14 protein-coding genes and 1 riboswitch are annotated in these 16784 nt (G+C 73.1%); of the genes, 3 read left to right on the top strand and 11 right to left on the bottom strand.

Annotated features, from left to right (window positions below; genetic code table 11):
• Positions 1–95: 95 nt before the first annotated feature.
• Entirely contained in the window at positions 96–2231 is a 2136-nt protein-coding gene (locus HN013_RS15460) for a hypothetical protein (RefSeq protein ID WP_249375035.1), read from the top strand.
• A 21-nt stretch (positions 2232–2252) separates the two neighbouring features.
• Here the strand turns inward: HN013_RS15460 and HN013_RS15455 are convergent, their stop codons facing one another.
• Together HN013_RS15455 and HN013_RS15450 are read right to left on the bottom strand one after the other, a co-directional pair.
• Complete coding sequence (locus HN013_RS15455) at positions 2253–3281, bottom strand: PD40 domain-containing protein (protein WP_171166712.1); 1029 nt, start codon at positions 3279–3281, stop codon at positions 2253–2255.
• A gap of 73 nt (positions 3282–3354) precedes the next feature.
• A complete protein-coding gene (locus HN013_RS15450) occupies positions 3355–3999 on the bottom strand; it encodes a hypothetical protein (protein ID WP_171166620.1) in 645 nt (214 codons plus the stop codon).
• 200 nt (positions 4000–4199) lie between these two features.
• Here HN013_RS15450 and HN013_RS15445 point away from each other — a divergent pair, with 200 nt between their 5' ends.
• Positions 4200–4598, top strand: coding sequence for a YchJ family protein (locus HN013_RS15445; protein ID WP_171166711.1), 399 nt, complete (start codon positions 4200–4202; stop codon positions 4596–4598).
• 25 nt (positions 4599–4623) lie between these two features.
• The gene (locus tag HN013_RS15440; RefSeq protein ID WP_398979776.1) at positions 4624–5052 is read left to right on the top strand and encodes a DUF1330 domain-containing protein; all 429 of its coding nucleotides are present in this window, start codon (positions 4624–4626) and stop codon (positions 5050–5052) included.
• Between the two features lie 75 nt (positions 5053–5127).
• On the opposite strand, the gene HN013_RS15435 is transcribed toward HN013_RS15440, so the two are convergent.
• The 9 genes from HN013_RS15435 to HN013_RS15395 form a co-directional block, all read right to left on the bottom strand.
• Positions 5128–5601, bottom strand: a complete 474-nt coding sequence (locus HN013_RS15435; protein ID WP_171166710.1) for a C40 family peptidase — start codon at positions 5599–5601, stop codon at positions 5128–5130.
• A 5-nt stretch (positions 5602–5606) separates the two neighbouring features.
• Positions 5607–5768: riboswitch (cyclic di-AMP (ydaO/yuaA leader) on the bottom strand.
• A gap of 170 nt (positions 5769–5938) precedes the next feature.
• Positions 5939–7018, bottom strand: coding sequence for an endo alpha-1,4 polygalactosaminidase (locus HN013_RS15430; RefSeq protein WP_171166709.1), 1080 nt, complete (start codon positions 7016–7018; stop codon positions 5939–5941).
• Complete coding sequence (locus HN013_RS15425; RefSeq protein WP_312018612.1) at positions 6988–7656, bottom strand: spherulation-specific family 4 protein; 669 nt, start codon at positions 7654–7656, stop codon at positions 6988–6990. The genes HN013_RS15430 and HN013_RS15425 overlap by 31 nt, the downstream gene beginning before the upstream one ends.
• A complete protein-coding gene (locus HN013_RS15420) occupies positions 7653–8558 on the bottom strand; it encodes an NAD(P)-dependent oxidoreductase (protein WP_171166708.1) in 906 nt (301 codons plus the stop codon). The genes HN013_RS15425 and HN013_RS15420 overlap by 4 nt, the downstream gene beginning before the upstream one ends.
• Before the next feature lie 9 nt (positions 8559–8567).
• Positions 8568–9281 (bottom strand): sugar phosphate nucleotidyltransferase, encoded by a 714-nt coding sequence (locus tag HN013_RS15415; RefSeq protein ID WP_171166707.1) that lies wholly within the window; start codon positions 9279–9281, stop codon positions 8568–8570.
• A 62-nt stretch (positions 9282–9343) separates the two neighbouring features.
• Positions 9344–10405, bottom strand: a complete 1062-nt coding sequence (locus HN013_RS15410) for an SDR family NAD(P)-dependent oxidoreductase (RefSeq protein ID WP_171166706.1) — start codon at positions 10403–10405, stop codon at positions 9344–9346.
• 524 nt (positions 10406–10929) lie between these two features.
• Positions 10930–12369: a hypothetical protein gene (locus HN013_RS15405; RefSeq protein WP_171166705.1), complete on the bottom strand. Its 1440-nt coding sequence runs from the start codon at positions 12367–12369 to the stop codon at positions 10930–10932.
• Positions 12366–13877, bottom strand: coding sequence for a GT4 family glycosyltransferase PelF (gene pelF, locus HN013_RS15400; RefSeq protein WP_249375034.1), 1512 nt, complete (start codon positions 13875–13877; stop codon positions 12366–12368). The genes HN013_RS15405 and pelF overlap by 4 nt, the downstream gene beginning before the upstream one ends.
• A gap of 66 nt (positions 13878–13943) precedes the next feature.
• A complete protein-coding gene (locus tag HN013_RS15395; RefSeq protein ID WP_171166704.1) occupies positions 13944–16121 on the bottom strand; it encodes a hypothetical protein in 2178 nt (725 codons plus the stop codon).
• Positions 16122–16784 lie beyond the last annotated feature (663 nt).

Below are 16784 nucleotides of genomic sequence, written 5' to 3'. Positions count from 1 at the left end.
TCCCTCCGGCGGCATTCCCGAAAGAATCGCGGGGCACGGCTCGACCATCCGAGAACCTGAGCAACAGGGGGGAACGCGTGCACCGCATACGAGGAATGAGCCGCAGAGGGCTGTTACGGGCGGGACTGGGCGTCGGGGGCGCGGCCTGGGCGGCGAACGTCGTGCCGGGGCCGCCGGGGGCACCGGCGCCGATGAGGGTCGACAGCGCCGCCTGGGCGGCGCCGGCCGTGCGCCAGGGGGTCTTCCCGGAGTGGGCGCGGTTCGCCCGGGTGGCGGACGGCACCTTCGACGAGGACGCCGATCCGGTCCGCGACATGAAGCCGGTGATCAACGCCCTCAAGGCGCAGAACGTCAGCGTGATCGAGCTCGACACGATCCTGTCGAACTGGCTGACGCAGGCCGAGTTCGACTTCCATGTGAAGCAGGTCGGCCGGTTCGCCGAGCTGGCCCACACGGCGGGGATCCGGGTGGTCATGTACTACCCGTCCCTGGAGCTGATCAGCGTCGGCGGTGAGAAGGGCCGCTCGTTCTACAAGGACGACAACGGCAAGGCATGGGTGCAGCTCTCCCTCGACGGTCAGCCCAACGTCTTCTACGGCAGCCTGGTCGTCTGGGTCGACCCGGGCGACGAGAGCTGCTGGCTCAGCCCCAACTCGCCCTGGCGCGACTACTACCTGGCCCGGGTGAAGGCACTGGCCGGCTCGGGCATCGACGCCCTGTGGCCGGACGTGCCCATCTACTTCGACGGCAAGGCCAGCTGGTGCGACGCCTCCCCCTGGGCGGCGGCCGCCTTCAAGGCCGACACCGGGCTGCCCCTGCCGAAGAAGGACGACTTCGGCGACACCACGTTCCGCCGCTTCATCGAGTGGCGGCACCGCAACCTGCTCCAGTGGCAACTCGACATCGCCGCCGCCGGCCGCGCGGCGAACAAGGACATGGTCACCTTCGTCGAGACGGTGAGCATGGACTACCAGTACGCCACCTCCATCGGCCTGGACGGCGCCTACCTGCGGCAGGCCGAGGGCGTCAGCCACGCCTGGGAAGTGGACATCCTCGGCAACTACGACGGCATGCGGCACGCCACCGCGTCCGACTGGACCTGCCTGATCTCCATGTACAAGTACGCGCGGGCGGCCAGCGGCACCAAGCCGGCCTGGGCGTTCTCCTACGGCTGGAAGGCCGACGACGCCTCGCTGGTGATGGCCGAGCTGCTGGCGGCCGGCTGCAACCCGTACGAGGTGAAGAGCCCGTTCAAGAACGAGACCACCGACGCGAGGATGCGCACCCGGATGTACGGGTTCGTGGCGGCGCACCAGCAACGGCTCTACGACGCCGCCCCGGCGGCCGAGGTCGGCGTCTACCACTCCACCGCCTCCCGGGACTACGTCAGCCCCTCGGCCGGCACCGGCATGTACGTCAACGCCAGGAAGCCGTCCGGGGTCAAGGAGTGGTGGAGCGAGGGCACCCCGGAGGACAGTTGCACCACCATGCCGTGGCTGGGCGAGTTCCGGGGCACGGTCAAGGCCCTGGTGTACGGGCACGTCCCGTTCGACACCGTGATCGGCCAGGGGCTCGCGGCGGCGGACCTGGCCCGCTTCCGGGTGCTGATGCTGCCGAACCTCCAGGCCGTCTCGGACGCGGAGGCGCAGGTGCTGCGCGACTGGGTGGCCGCGGGCGGCACCGCGGTGATCACCGGTCCGGCGCCGACGGCCCTGGACGAACTGGGCGCGGCGCGGAGCGAGTTCGCCCTCTCCGACGTGCTGGGCCTCCGGAAGAAGGACCCGCTCCCGACCAGTAGGCAGAACCGTTTCGGCGCGGGGACCTGCTGGTACTTCAAGGACCTGCTCGGCAAGGCCTTCCTGTCCGCCACCGGCCAGGCCGGCGCCGACCAGCTCCTCGCCCCGGTCCGCGCGGCCGCCCCTCCCCCGGTGACGCTCACCGGTGACCGCCGCATCCACCTGGAGCTGAGCCGCCTCGGCGACGACACCGTCGTCCAGCTGGTCAACTTCACCTGCTTCGGCGACAAACCGGCCGCCTTCACCACCGTCCCCGCGGCCTGTTCCGTCACCCTCGCCGTCCCCGAGGGCAAACAGGTGACGGCCGCCGCCGTGAGCTCGCCGGACGCCGCCTCGCCCGCGCCCCGGCCGGTGACCTGGACGACGTCCGGGCGGACGGCCACGGTCGGCCTGACGGTGGCGCAGTACGCGCTGCTGACGGTCACGATCAGCTGAGGCGGCCCCCGGCCGGCCGTCTCAGCCGCGCGGCGCCGCGACGCGCCACAGTGCGGACGGCCGGTCCTCGCCGCCCGGGTGGGACTCGAAGGCGATCCACTTGCCGTCGGGGGACCAGCTGGGCGCGCCGTCGTACGCCGTGTCGTGGCGCGTGACGCGGACCGGCCGGCCGCCGGTGACGGGGATCACGAAGATCTGCGGCAGCTCCAGTCCGCCGGCGGTGGAGGAGAACACCACGGACCTCTCGTCGGGTGACCAGCTCGGGTCGGTGTGCTCCCCCTCGCCCCGGATCAGCGGGCGGATCCGGCCGCCGTCGGCGTCCATGACGTACAGGCCCCACTCGTCGCTGCCGCGCAGGCGGCGCTGGAACACCAACTGGTCGCCCTTGGGCGACCAGTTGGGCTGGCGGTTGTCCGTCCGCGTGCCCGGCCCGTCGATCAGCCGGGTGCGCCGGGAGCCGTCGCGCCGGACCTTCCAGATCGAGCCGTCGCCGCCGCTGCCGTCCTCGCGCTCCACGCTCTCCTGGAAGACGATCCACTGTCCGTCCGGGGAGAAGCTCGGTTCCAGGTACCCGGTGTCGCCGTCGTGCTCGGTCACCCGCTGCGGCCTGCCGCCGGGGCGCAGCACCCACACCTCGTCGTGGCCTGCGCGGTCGGACGCGAAGGTGACGCCGGCCGACGGGTTCCAGCTCGTCCCGGGCAGGTTGACGGCGGCCCGGTCGGACTCGTCCAGCAGCGTCCGCGGCGTCCGCCGCCGGGCGTCGCCGAGGGGGAGGGTGCGCAGGGCGGCGGCGCCCGCGTTGTAGCCGCCGTGGAAGACGGTGAAGAGGAGGGAGGTGCCGTCCGGGGAGAAGGCGGGGTTCTGGGCGCTCGCCCGGCCGCCGGGGCGGTGGAGGAGTTCGGCGCCGTCGCGCCGGGTCTCCGCGCGGGGGCCGGCCTCCCGTGAGGGGCGGGGGTCGTCGCGGTGGCCGGGCCCGGGGTCGGAGCCCGTCTCGCAGGCCGTCAGCAGCAGGGCGGCGGCGAGCAGGGCGGGGAACAGGCGTTTGCGCACCGGGCCGACGCTAGCGCAGCGGGACGTCCCGGCCGGCCGTTTCGCCGATTCCCGGCGGCACGGCCGGCACCCGTCAGGCCGGCGCGGGCTGGGCGGCCGACCCCGTCGCCAGCTTCGGCACGGCGGTGGCCAGCGCCGCCAGGTCGTCGAGGACCTTGGCGATGTCGGCGGCGACGGCCAGGACGTTGGCCGCGGCGACGTCCGCCAGGAGCTGGTTGACGTCCTTGACGAGCTGGTCCAGCGCCTTCTTGACGTCGTCCACGGCGTCCTTGCGCGCCGCGGGGGCGCCCGCCGGGGGCTGCTGCGGCTGCTTCTGGGGCTGCTGGGCCTGGGGTTGCTGCGGCTGCTGGGTCTGCGGTTGCTGCGGCTGCTGGGTCTGCGGTTTCTGGGGCTGCTGCGGCTGCTGGGGCTGCTGCGGCTGCTGAGCCTTCACCGAGGCGTGCAGCCGGGCGGTCTGCTCCGTCAGCTGACGCTGCATCTCCCGCAGCTTCGTCAGGTCCGGCTTCGGGGCCTGGGCCTCCCTGCCGATCCGGGCGCCGAGCGAGAGTGTGTCGCCCAGGCTGCCCACCACGGCCAGCCGCTCGGTGTTGCCCACGGCGGGCGCCACCGCGACAGGGTGCTCCGGCGCCGGGTCCGCGGCGAGGGCGGGCCCGCCGACGGCCAGGGCGAGCGAGCAGCAGGCCGAGAGGGCGACGGCCGTGGTTCTGTTGATGCGCATGCTGAGTGCACTCCTTCCGGTCGGGACGAGGCCACCGTGTGTCGACCGGCGCGCGGCCCGCAACCGGTCGCCCGCCGGGGCAGGGACGCGGGTGTGCCCCATCGCACCACCCCTGGCCTGGCCTTTCCGCGTCGGTCCCACGACCGTCGGCTCCGTCCGCCGATGCCGCCGAAAGGGTTTCGCCGGTGCACAATCGTCAGATGCCCGGAAACAGCATCGGCCCCGCCTCCCCCTGTCCCTGCGGCCTCGACGCCTCCTACGGCGACTGCTGCGGCGCCTACCACAGCGGCCGCAAGCAGGCGCCCACCGCCGAGCGGCTCATGCGCTCGCGCTACAGCGCCTTCGCCGTCGGCGACACCGCGTACCTGCTGCGCACCTGGCACTCCGGCACCCGGCCGCCGTCCCTGGAGCTCGACGCACGGGTGCGGTGGACCGGGCTGGAGATCCTGGCCACCTCGGACGGCACCGCCTTCCACCAGGAGGGGACCGTCGAGTTCCGCGCCCACAGCCTGGTGCGGGGCAGGCACCCGGACTCCCAGCACGAGCTGAGCCGCTTCGTCCGGGAGAACGGGAGCTGGGTCTACCTGGACGCCGTCTGACGGGAGGACGGACGCCGGGCGCCGCATGACCTCCGGCGTAATCGCCCGTCCGCCCGGCGCACGGCAGAGTGGTCACCACGACAGCCGCTCCCCCCACCAGGAGATGACGATGCCCGCCTACGCCCTCGCCCGGATGGAAGAGACCGCGCCCCACGCGGACGTCGCGGAGTACATCGAGCGCGTCCAGGAGACCCTCGATCCGTACGAGGGCAGGTTCGTCGCCCACGGCGGCGAGACCGACGTCCGGGAGGGCGTCTGGACCGGTGCCGTCGCCATGGTCGCCTTCCCGGACCTGGAGCGGGCCCGGGCCTGGTACGACTCCCCCGCCTACCAGGCCATCCTCCCGCTGCGGGCCCGTCACGTCCCGGGCGACCTCGTCCTCTTCGAGGGCGTGGAGGACGGCTACCGTCCGGCCGTCAGGGCCGCGGCCCTCCGCGCCGCCCTGGCCGGCTGAGCCGCCGCGGGCCCGGGACGCGCGAAAGCCGGTGCCGGCGCCACGGGGGCGCCGGCACCGGCCGTGCGTCGGACGTCAGCGGACGCGGCCGTACCAGACACTGTTGGACCAGATCTTCTCCAGCCGGACCTTCTTGCCGGTCCCCGGAGCGTGCCAGATCTTGCCGCCGCCGGCGTAGATGCCCACGTGGTAGACGTTGCTGCCGGAGTGGAAGAACACCAGGTCGCCCACGGAGCGGGAGCCCCGGGAGATGTGCCGGGTGGCGTTGTACTGGTCGGCGGCCACGCGGGGCAGCTTCTTGCCGGCCTTCTTGAACGAGTAGAGCGTCAGGCCTGAGCAGTCGAAGCGGTTCGGGCCCGTGGCGCCCCACTGGTACGGGGAGCCCTGCTTGGACGCCGCGACCTTCACTGCCTTGGAACCGGGGGTCGCCGCCTGTGCCTCTCCGGCCATGCCGGGGAGCAGGACGGAGGCCGCGACGGTGGCGGCGGTGAGGGCGGATGCGGCTCCGGCCCGGGAGACGAGCGCGGGTATTCGAGGCAACGCAGACATGCCGATAAGCCCTTCGTCATCCGCCTGCGAAAGATGACCTGTCGGGTTCGGGCTGGCGAAGTTGCCCGGCCACCAAGTGGCTTCACCCCTAGAACCACCGCCATCGTGGTCCGTCGTGCCTGGGTCTCCCGCTCCTGCCGATCCGCGAAATCCGGTCCGCACCCGGAGCGGCGGCAGGACTCGGCGTCCGCCCGGGTCGCCCGCCTCTGTGACGGGGTCTTGGTTGTTCGGTGCATGATCCTGCACCATTCACCGGCGAAAACCGGTGTCGAAACGGTTATCTGTGAGGTTCTTCACGCTGCGCGGAAGGTATCCTTCCGCCCCCGTACAACCCCGTTCAGCAGGGAAGACGCCAGGAGTTGAGGCCCAGTTTCTTCTGCATCGAGCTGAGTCCCAGCTCCTTGGACCTGCTGCAGAACTTGTCCGGCGTCAGCTTGTATTCGACGTGGAGCACCGCTTTGCCGTTCTTCACAAAGGGCGTGAGTTTGTCGCACTCGCCGTACTCGGCGCACTGTTCGTTCACGGAGAAGTCGAAGTCGCCCACGAGCTCCGGTATCTGGTCGAGGTCGTTCTTCAGCCCGACGGACATCCCGCGCTGATGGGCGAGCCGGGCGATCATCCGGTTGAACGCGAGCTGGTGGTCGGCGGTGAGGTCGAATCCCGTCTTGTTGCGGTAGCCCTCGGTCAGGTCGGGCTCGACCGCGTCGAACCCCTTCTTCCGGCACATGTCGAAACGTTCCGCCATGAGCGGCTCAAGGATGTCCGTCCGGCGGATGTCGAGCCACCGCTCGCCCTCCCAGCCCTCGACCTTCTCGCCCAGGACGGACTCCGGGAACTTGTCCTTGTCGGGCCGCCAGTCCTCGTGCGCTCCGACGTTGATGTAGCAGATGACCTTCCGCCCGTCGGCGTGCAGCTTCCCGACGGTCTCCGCGTCGTTCTCGAAGCCGTCGATGTCGTAGACGGGGACGTCCACCGACGTGTCGACCTTGCCGTCGAGCTGCCACTGCCAGAGGGTGCGGGGGCTCGGCTTCCACCACCCGCCCGCGGCCTTCCCGGGGGGCGGCGCGGCGGGTGACGGAGCGGACTTCCGCGGAGCGGTCGGCGACGGCTTGGAGCCGGCGCCGGTGCGCGGACCTCCGTGCCCGGAGGCCGCCGGTGTCGCGCCGTGCCGCGCGGGCTTTCCGGGCTTGCCCTGACTGCCGAGCTGACCGGCGGGAGCGGTCTCTTCCATCTGAGGTGCTTTCGAACTCGGCTTGTGCGCCGTGGTGTTGCTCACGTTCGTGGCATCGGATCCCGAGCAACCGGTGACGACCAGCAGGGCTGCGGCCGCCAGCGCCCCGGCACCCAGGGGTTTCAGGGCCTTCCGGCGCCGCCCGTCACCCGGGGTCAGACGCTCGGCGGTGGTGCGGTCTGCCATGGATTGTCTCCCTTTCCCGGCACCGCGCAGTGCACTCCGGCTCCGCGCAGGCCAGCAATGCGGGCCACATGATCGGCCCGCTCCTGGGGCACACCGTAGACCAAGTGGCCGAAGAGCGAAGGGAGATGGGACTTCGTCCAGTCCGGGACCCCGGCGGTCCGGTACGCCTCCCACGGACCCTCAAAGGTGATGAGAAGGTCGGCGATCCCGGCATATCCGGGATCGGGATGCGTGCCGTGATTGAGGACGATCGTCCCGGCGCCCAACGCCCTTGTGACCAGGGCGAGTCGGCGGAAACGGGACAGGAACTCCGGCTGCGCCGGCACCTGGTCGAAGAACACTCCGGAGACGTCGTACCATCTGCGGTGCCTGCGGACGTCCGTCAACGCCGCGCGGAGGGAGCGATGTCCGTAGCCCGTGTCCACGTACCCCAGCAGCGGGACGCCCGCGGCCCGGAGCCGCCGGGCGGCGGCGCGGAACACCGGATCGGGCCGGTGCCCCGGCCCGTCCGCCGTGTTGAGCACCACGCCGCGCAGCGCGGGGGCGGCCCGCAGCAGGGCCGCCCACGCGCCGGGGTCCACGTCCGGGTGGACGTACAGCGGTACGAGCAGCCGTCGGCCGTCGGCCGGCGCTGTCACCGCAGCGCCCCCGCGGGCCGGCTCCGGGCGGCCGCCCAGAGGTCGGCGAGGGTGGTGTCGAACGGGTACCGCGGCGTCCAGCCGAGGGACCGGGCCGCGGCCGTCACATCGGCCTGCTGCCAGGGCAGCGCCGCCGACCGCGGCGACCCCGCGCCGCTCTCGTCGACGCGCCCGCGGAATCCGGCGGCCCGCGCCAGCCCCTCGGCGACCTCGCGGGCCGTGTGCGCGGTCCCGCTGCCGATGTTGAGCACACCGGTCACCGGCTCGGGGGCGGTGACGGCGAGGACGACGGCCCGCGCCACGTCCCTGGCGTCGACGAAGTCGCGGTGCGCGGAGAGGTCGCCGGTGCGGACGGTGCCGTCGGGCCCGGCGTCCCGGATGCCCTCGGCCAGCCGGCCGGGCAGGGAGCCGGACGGCGATCCGGGGCCGAGCGGGTTGAACACCCGCAGGACGAGGGCGTCGAGCCCGGAGCCGGTCACCGCCAGGGTGCCCGCCAGCTTGGTGGCCCCGTAGAGGCCGAGCGGAGCGGCGGGGGCGGTCTCCGTGAGCGACCGCGCGCCGTCGCCGGCCCCGTACTCCGCCGACGACCCGAGGTGCACCAGCCGCGCGGCGGGGGCCGCCAGCCGCAGCGCCTCGCACAGCACGGCCGGGCCCCGCGCGTTGGTGGCGGTGAGCACCGTGGCGCTGCCGCCGATGGCGCCCGCGCAGTTGACGACCGCGTCGGGGGCGGCCCCGCGCAGGGCGACGGCCAGGTCGGCGGGGTCGGCGTCGGCCAGGTCGCAGGGGAGGGCGGAGCCCGGCGACCGGCCGCCGTCGAGCACCCGCGCGCCGGGGAGGGCGCGCAGCCGCTCGGCGGCGTGCCGGCCCAGGAAGCCGGTCGCGCCCAGGACGAGTATGCGCATGCGGGTCGTTCACACTCCTTTGATCAGTAGGTCGCGGCGGTGGGAGAACTCCGCGTTGGCCCGGTCGTAGTCGTCGGGGCGGCCGATGTCCAGCCAGTAGCCGTCGAACTCGTAGGCGTTCGGCGGGGTGCCGGCGGCGAGCAGGTCCAGGACCAGTTCGTCGAAGCCGAGCGGCAGGCCGGGGGTGTAGCGGGCCAGCGCGTCGCGGGTGACACCGTAGACGCCCATGGAGACGCGGTAGTCCATGCTGGGCTTCTCGGCGAACCCCGTGACGCGGCCGGCCTCGGTGGTGAGCACCCCGAAGTCGATGTTGACCCGGCGGGCGTAGGTGGCGATGGTCAGCGGGGCCGCGGAGGCCCGGTGGTCACGCAGCACGTCGGCGAAGTCGAGGTCGGTGAGGATGTCGCCGTTCATCACCAGGAAGTGCGCCGGCAGCCGGTCGGTCATGGTGAGCAGCGGGCCCATGGTGCCGAGCGGGCTCTCCTCCGTCGTGTAGTCCACGCGCAGGCCCCACTGGGAGCCGTCGCCGACGTAGGCGCGGATGATGTGGCCGAGGTGGCCGATGGCCAGGGTGCAGCTGCGGAAGCCGGCGTTGGCCAGCTGACGCATCACTATTTCCAGGATGGCGTGCTGGTCGCCTATCGGAACCAGGGGTTTGGGCAGGGCGGTGGTGTACGGGCGCAGCCGGATGCCCTTGCCTCCGGCCAGGATGACTGCGTGCATGGGTGCCGTTCCTCTCTGCTGGGGTGCGCGGTCGGTTCACGGGGACGGACCGGGGGAAGCGGTCACACGTTGTAGATGCCGGTCTTGTAGCGGGCGAGGTTGGCGGGGTCGCGGAAGAAGGCGACGGTGGCGGCGAGGCCGTCCTCCAGGGTGTGGGCGGGCGCCCAGCCGGTGGCGGCGCGCAGCCGGGAGGCGTCACAGACCAGGCGCATGACCTCGGAGGCGGCGGGCCGGACGCGGGCGGTGTCCTCGCGGACGTCGAGGTCGGTGCCCATGATCTTGCCGATCAGGCCGACCAGGTCGCCGACCGAGATCTCCTGGCCGGTGCCGGAGTTGAAGGTGCGGCCGACGACGCGTTCGGCCGGCGCGGTGCCGACGGCGCGGAAGGCGGCCACCGTGTCCTTGACGTAGCTGAAGTCCCGGGTGGGGCGCAGGTCGCCCAGGGTGATGGTGCGTTCCCCGGCGGCCACCTGTCCGATGACGGTGGGGATGACAGCGCGCATGGACTGGCGGGGGCCGAAGGTGTTGAAGGGCCGCAGGGTGACGACGGGGAGCTCGAAGCTGGCGTGGTAGCTGTCGGCGAGCCGGTCGCCGCCGGCCTTGGAGGCGGCGTACGGGGACTGGGTGTGGATCGGGTGGTCCTCGGTGATCGGCACGGTCTGCGCGGTGCCGTAGGTCTCGCTGGTGGAGGTGTGGACCAGGCGCGGTATCTCCAGGTGGCGCACGGCCTCCAGCACATTGAGGGTGCCGGTGACGTTGGTCTCCACATAGCTGTGGGGCGCGCGGTACGAGTACGGGATCGCGATCAGCGCGGCCAGGTGGTAGACGGCGTCGGCGCCCTTGACCAGGTCCTGGACGGAGCCCGGGTCGCGGACGTCGCCGAGGACGATCTCGACGGCGTCCAGCACCTCGGCCGGCAGGGTCTCCAGCCAGCCGTAGGAGGAGAAGGAGTTGTACTGCACCATCGCCCGGACCCGGTGGCCGTCGGCGACGAGCGCCTCCACCAGGTGCGAGCCGATGAACCCCTCGGCGCCGGTGACGGCGACGCGGGTGGGGGCGGAGCCCTCGGCGGACGGGCTCGGGGCGGACGGGTTCGGGGCGGGGGACGGGGACTGCGGGGTCATGCGGAGTGCTCCTCTGGGTCGGTGTGCCGGGCGGTACGGGTCCGGGGCGGTGCGCCGCCCCGGGTGTGCGGGCGGCGCGGGGACGGCCTCGGTGGTGCGGTGACGCGGTGGCGCGGACGGCCGGGGGTGGCGCGGTGGTGCGGACGGCCCGGGGGTGGTGCGGTGTTGCGGTGGTGAAGGCCGGGCGGTGATACGGACGGCCGGGCGGTGGTGCGTGGTGCGGGCCGGGCGGTGATGCGGTGGTACGGGCGGCCCGGCGGTGGAGCGGTAGTACAGGCCGGACGGTGGTGCAGTGGTGCAGACGGCCCGGCGGTGGAGCGGTGGTACGGACGGCCGTGCAGTGGAGCGGTAGTACAGGCCGGACGGTGGCGCAGGGGTACAGACGGGCGGTGGCGCAGTGGTGCAGACGGTCCGGCAGTGGAGCCGTGGTACAGGCCGGGCAGTGATGCGGTGGTACGGACGGCCGGGCAATGGTGCCGGGACGAACAGGTGGTGCCGGTGGAACCGTTGGCGGCGCGGCCGGGTCAGCGGTGTGCGGTGATCCGGCCGAGCCGCGCGGTGGTGGCGGCCACCAGGGCGGCCGCGGCACAGGCGCAGACGACGAGTTGGACGACGGCCGGCGAGGGCAGCCGGGCCGCCAGGGCGACGGCCTCGGCGGCGCCCGCCCCGAGACAGAGCAGCGCCGGGATCCAGGCGATGCCGTACGCCTGGAGCAGCAGCCCCGTCCACAGCACCGCGCCGAGGGCCAGCAGGGCCGCCGTGCGCAGGGGTGTCGGCGGCGGGCCGTCGGGCCAGACCGCGTCGGCGGCGAGCGCCAGCGCGGCGAGGGCGGCGAGGTAGCCGGTGACGCAGAGGCCGAGGACGCGGGCGATGCCCGCCGGCAGTCCACGGATCGTCGTCGCCCGGGCGAGCGCCTTCAGGGCCCGGCTGCGGAACCGGTAGAGCAGCCACTCGGCGGCGCCCATGCTGAGGGTGAGGGCGATGACGGCGGGGCCCGCGGGATCGGCGTGGTCGCCGTGGCGCAGCACGTCGCCGAGGGCGGCGACGGCCGTCAGGATGCCGCAGCCGAGCCCGAAGAGCCCGTAGGGGACGGAGGCGAGCGGTGAGAGCGCCGGTGCGGGTGTTCCCTTCTCCCGTACGGCGAGGACGTTCTGGTACGCCGCGGCTCCGATCACCGCGGCCAGGGTGGCGAGCAGCAGGCCGACGGCCACGGCGCGGGGCGGTTCGGCGACGAGGACGGCGGCGCCCCCGCCGGCGACGGGCACCAGCGTGTACAGGAGGAGGCGTTCGCGGCCCAGCACGAGCAGGACGGTCGCGGCCGACAGATAGAGCGCCTGGCCGATGGCGAACGAGACGGCCCCGGCGGGCCCGTGGAGGGCGAGCGCGGCCGCGGTGGCCAGGAGCGCGCCGAGCGGGGCGCCGACGCGGAGGCAGCGTCCGGCGGCGGCGCGGCCGCCGGACGCCAGGCGGAGGTAGGCGCGGTGGGCGAGGGCCTGGTTCCAGGCCCAGGCCGTGAGGGCGGCGGCGACCAGCCCGGCCGTGCCGTCGGGCAGTCCGCCGGCGCCCCGGCCGCCGGTGAGCAGCGGCGCGCCGAGCGCGTACCCGAAGCCGGGGAGGGTGAAGACCAGTGAGCGGAGCAGGACGAGGGCGGGTCTGACCCGCCAGGGGTCGGGGGCGGGCGGGGGTTCGGGGTGGGCGCGGGGGACACGGGCGTAGAGTGCGGCGGCGAGTTCGAAGGAGTCGTTCAGTCCGTAACGGCCGGTGATCTGTTCGCTGGTGAGGCCGTCGGCCTCCAGGACGGCGGCGATCTCGTCGGGGTGCACGGCGGCGGCGCAGACGTCGGCGAGTTCGCGGGCGAGTTCGCCGATGGGGTCCGCGTCCCCGCGCGGCCGGACGGGCGGCGCGCCGCTCAGTTCGTGGACGGCGTCGGGGTCGGGCGGCACCAGCCGCAGCGGGCCGCTCATCGGGCACCGCCCGCGGCGAGCACCATGGTGGGCACGTCCCGTACGGCGAACGCCGTCTCCCGGTGCCGTCCGGCGTCGAGGTCGTGATAGATCTCGCGGAAGGCGCTGATGGTCTGCCGGAGGGTGAACTGTTCGATGACCCGGAGCCGTGCCGACTCCCCCATCCGCGCGCGGAGTTGATGGTCACTCAGCAGCGTGAGGGCGGCCTCAGCCATGCTCTCCGGGTCCCGGGGCGGTACGACGATACCGCTGTCGCCCACGGCCTCCCGCACTCCCCCGACGTCGGTGGAGACGGTGGCGCGGCCGCAGGACATGGCCTCGATCAGGGTGAAGGGGAACCCCTCGCTGATGCTGGAGAGCATCACGACGTTGCCCGCGGCGTAGGCGTCGCGGATGTCCTCCACGCGGCCCTCGAAGGTGACGGAGTCGCCGACCCCGAGGTCGGCCGCGAGCTTCTCGCAGGCGGTCCGGTAGCCCTCGCCGCCGCGCGGTGTGCCGCCGAAGAGCCGCAGCAGGGCCTCGGGGACACGTCGTTTGACGAGGGCGAAGGCGCGGATCAGGGTGTCGAGGCCCTTGATGGGGTCGACGCGTCCGGCCCAGCTGAGGGTCGGCACCCCGGGTTCCGGCCCGGCGGGCGGGAACGCGGCGGGGTCGACGCCGTTGTAGACGGTGCGGATGCGCTCGGGCGGGGTGCCGCCGTGCTCCTCCCAGCGCCGGTTGTAGCGGTTGCCGGGGGTGACGAGCGCGGCGCGGCGGTAGGACTCCTGGGCGAGTTGCCGGAAGAGGCCCAGCATCAGGGCCTTGACCGGCCAGCGGTAGGGCTCGGCGCGGAAGCCGAGGTAGCGCTCGCGCAGATAGATGCCGTGTTCGGTGAGGAGGAAGGGGGTGCCGTGGCGGTGGTGGGCGATCAGGCCGGGGACGGCCGCGAGGCCGCCGCTCACGGCGTGGGTGATGCCCTCGGCGGGGACGTCGGCGGCGAGCGGGCGCAGCGCGTGCTCCAGCAGGTCGGTGGCGGTGAGCGCGTCGTGCAGGGTGGGGCGGGCGGCGGCGGTGGCCAGCGCCGGCCGGGTCCAGAGCCGGGCGAGGGTGCGGACGGCGTCCTCGCCCTGGAGCAGGGCCGGCAGGGTGCCGGTGGCCGCGTGGTCGGCGAGCCGGTGGAAGGCGTGGGCGAAGTCCTGCTCGTGCGCCGGGTCGAGGAGGGACAGGAGGAAGCGTTCGTAGGCGGCGAGGAAGGTGCGCAGCGCCCGGCCGCGGGGTGCGCGGCCGGCGGGGACGGTGCCCCACAGCGGGACGGTGTCCACGTTCCGCACATTGTGCGGGAGCTGCCAGGCGAGCTGTTCACGCCCGGTTCCGGTGACGGCGATGATCCGGAAGGGGATGTCGGGCATGCCCTGCACCAGTTGGTCGCACCAGACGCTGACCCCGCCGTGGCTGTGGGGATAGGTCCCCTCGGTGAGCAGCGTCACCAAGGGGGCGTCGGCCGCGGGAGCGGCAAGGGGTCCGTGCATGGAAATTCGGTTTCTCCGCGAGAGACGGCGTGACGTGGGGCGGTGCGCACGGAGGTACGGCCGTGCTCAGCGCCGCGGGCCGTCGCCGGTGCCGCGGGGGACCCGGTGCCCGGTGCCCGGCGGCACCGGCAGGGCGGCGGCCGGCGCCTGGACGCGGGCGGCCTTCCCGGTGGCGTGCGGTGCGGCGGGGGTGCCGTCGGCGGGGAGTGCGAAGACCGTGCTGCCCTGGCCGGCCGCGGGCACGGCCCAGCCGGAGCGCTGCCCGGCGTAGGCGCCGCCGAAGGGCACGGAGGTGCCGTCCTCGACCTGGGTGGCCCCGGTGGGCAGGGTCAGGGTCGCCTCGACGCCGGCGGGTGCGGTGACCGTGACGGTGGAGCCGGTGCGGTGGGCGGTGACCTTGCCCGCGGCGACGGCGTCGGCCCAGGCGGCCCGCTTGCCCATCTCGGCGCCGACGTCGCTCATACGGAGGCTGACCAGCGGGGTGTTGTCCGCGAAGAGGGCGGTGTGGTCGGCGAGGACCTTCTCCAGGACCGTGTAGCCGATGCGCTCCTCGGCGAGGTTGGACTGGTGCATGAAGTGCGGGCGCGGGTCGTTGGAGAGGACGTGGCCGAGGGCGATCCGTGCCTCCAGGGGCGCGATGTAGGAGGTGAACCCGGTTGTGACGTCCAGCGGGGCCTTCAGGCAGGTGGTGACGGTGGAGTTCTCGCAGATGCCGCTGCCGCCGTCGGCCTTCTTCGTGTACAGCCAGTTGTACTCGTCGGTCTGCTCGGCGGCGGTGCCCACGTTGTAGTACACGTTCATCGGGTAGCGGGAGACGGTCCGGGCGGGGCCGATCCGGCGCTGGCTCGGCTCCCGGGAGCTGTCGCTGGCCAGCCACTTCACCCCGGTGCGGGTGAGGGCGCCGGCGAGGCCGGGGTTGTCGTCCTTCTGCTGGGGAAGGGTGCGCAGCCCGGAGTGCTCGCCGGTGACGAGCTCGTCCGGTTCGACCTTGAGCCCCTGCCGGGCGGCCCAGGTGAGGTTCTGGCCGATCTCCTGGGTGATCTTCTGCTCGTCGACCCAGCGGATCCTGCCGAGCAGGTCCGTGGAGCACTTCCACGGGACGACGTTGGTGTTCTGCACACAGCCGAGGAAGGCGTGCGTATAGGTGTGGTTGAGCCAGCGGAACGACTGCTGGTCGGCGACGAACCGGTCGAGCAGCGGGTCACGGGCGCCGCCGTGCGACGCCCGGTACTCCTCGCTGCCGACCCCGTTGTACGCGAAGTCCAGCGGCAGGTTGTGGCGCTTCGACCACTCCTTGGCGTACGTCGCGTCCTCCGGCGTCATCCGGATCGGCGGGGCGTCGGGCGAGGGGTTGCCGGGGCAGTCGACGTCGCCCGGGGTGCACTTGCGCTTGCTGTCCCAGCGGTCGTCGGAGGCGAAGAGGTCGTCGACGTGGACGCCGAAGTAGTCGCGCGAGGCGCCGAGGTGGACGCCCTGGGTCAGCCACTCGACGATGCCGCGGGAGACCAGCCGGAACTGGGTCTGGTACTGGTTGGCGACGAAGGTGACGACCAGTTCGCTGCGGCCGTCGTGGGTGTACTGGCCGATCAGCGAGCCGCGCGAGGAGGTGCCGGGGATGGGCGCGTCGACGTACGTGGTGAAGGTCGCCCCCTCGTCCTGCCGCTCCAGGGGCGTGGAGAGATAGCCGTAACTCTCCTTGACCTCCGGGTCGTTGTCCTCGAAGGGCACGTTCTTCCGCAGGTAGCCGAACGGACCGCCCGCGCCCTCGGCGGTGACCGCCGCGGTCTTCCCGTCCAGGGGGCCGCTCCAGCCGTGCTCCTGCGCGGCGTTGAGGCCGACGGCGGGGCGGGCGTAGGTGTAGGCGTCCACCTGACGGATGCCGAATCGTTTCTCGTAGGCGGCCAGGGCCGCCATCTCGGACGAACCGTCGCCGAACGGGTTGTCGTTGGGCAGGACGACGCCCTGGAACTTGGCGCGCGGTCTGCCGTCCACGGTGTCGCTGAGGTAGGCCTCGTCGATCTTCGGCCGGCCGGCGTCCTTGAGGCTGACCTTGGTGTACGGCGTTCCCGCGGTGTCGAGTTCGGCGCCGATGGCGTCCACCGCGGGCCCGCCGTCGTCGACGAGCAGGACCCGCAGGTCGACCCTGGGTATCGCGTCGTCGGCCCCGGCGGCGGCCGACGGCAGGGTCAGTGCCGTCAGGGCCGCGGCGGCCCAGGCCGCGAGCAGACGCGTGGTACGTACCATGGTGCAACTCCCCCCTGCTGGGACGGCGGTGACACGGCGGTGCCGTCCTCTTCGTGAATGTGTCCGCGCGGGACGGCCGGGCCCCGGGCGCACGGGTGGTCGAACCCCCGGCTGTTCGGTCGCACTCGGCCGGCTCCCCACGCCGGCCGCATTCGTCTCCCGCTGGGCCCCGGTCAAGGGCGTGGGAGCGAGGGACACCGGGAGGCCCATACGCCTCTCGATCGCCCAGCCATATAGTGCGCCATGCCGGAACGCGGCGTGTGTCGACCGGCACAGGAGGCCACTGTCGTTTACGTGTACCTGGCCGGAATCCGCCGCAGGGGCCGCGGCCGTCGAGGGAGGCGCGATATTCCGCCCATACGCCCTGCCGTCCGGGATGACCTGCTTCGATGGCGCGAAGCGCCGATTCCGGACACACGTCTTTCGTACAGTTGATCGCACAACAGTCCGGTTGGCGTGTGTCTCCAGATCGGCCTGATGACAACTGTCGGAAATGCCGGGTGAGTCCGGCCTTCACGAGCGCACCGCCCGCGCCCGCCGCCGCGGCGCCCGGGGGCTCCGGGCCGCACAGGAGAACCGGGGTGCCCGCGCCGCCGCGCGGACACCCCGGAGCATCAGTCCCCCGGGGGCGAATCGGAGTATCAGCCCCATCGGGGAAGGAGC

The organism is Streptomyces sp. I05A-00742 (genome assembly GCF_013055795.1).
Classification (GTDB): Bacteria; Actinomycetota; Actinomycetes; order Streptomycetales; family Streptomycetaceae; genus Streptomyces.
This window is presented reverse-complemented; position numbering and strand designations above follow the sequence as displayed.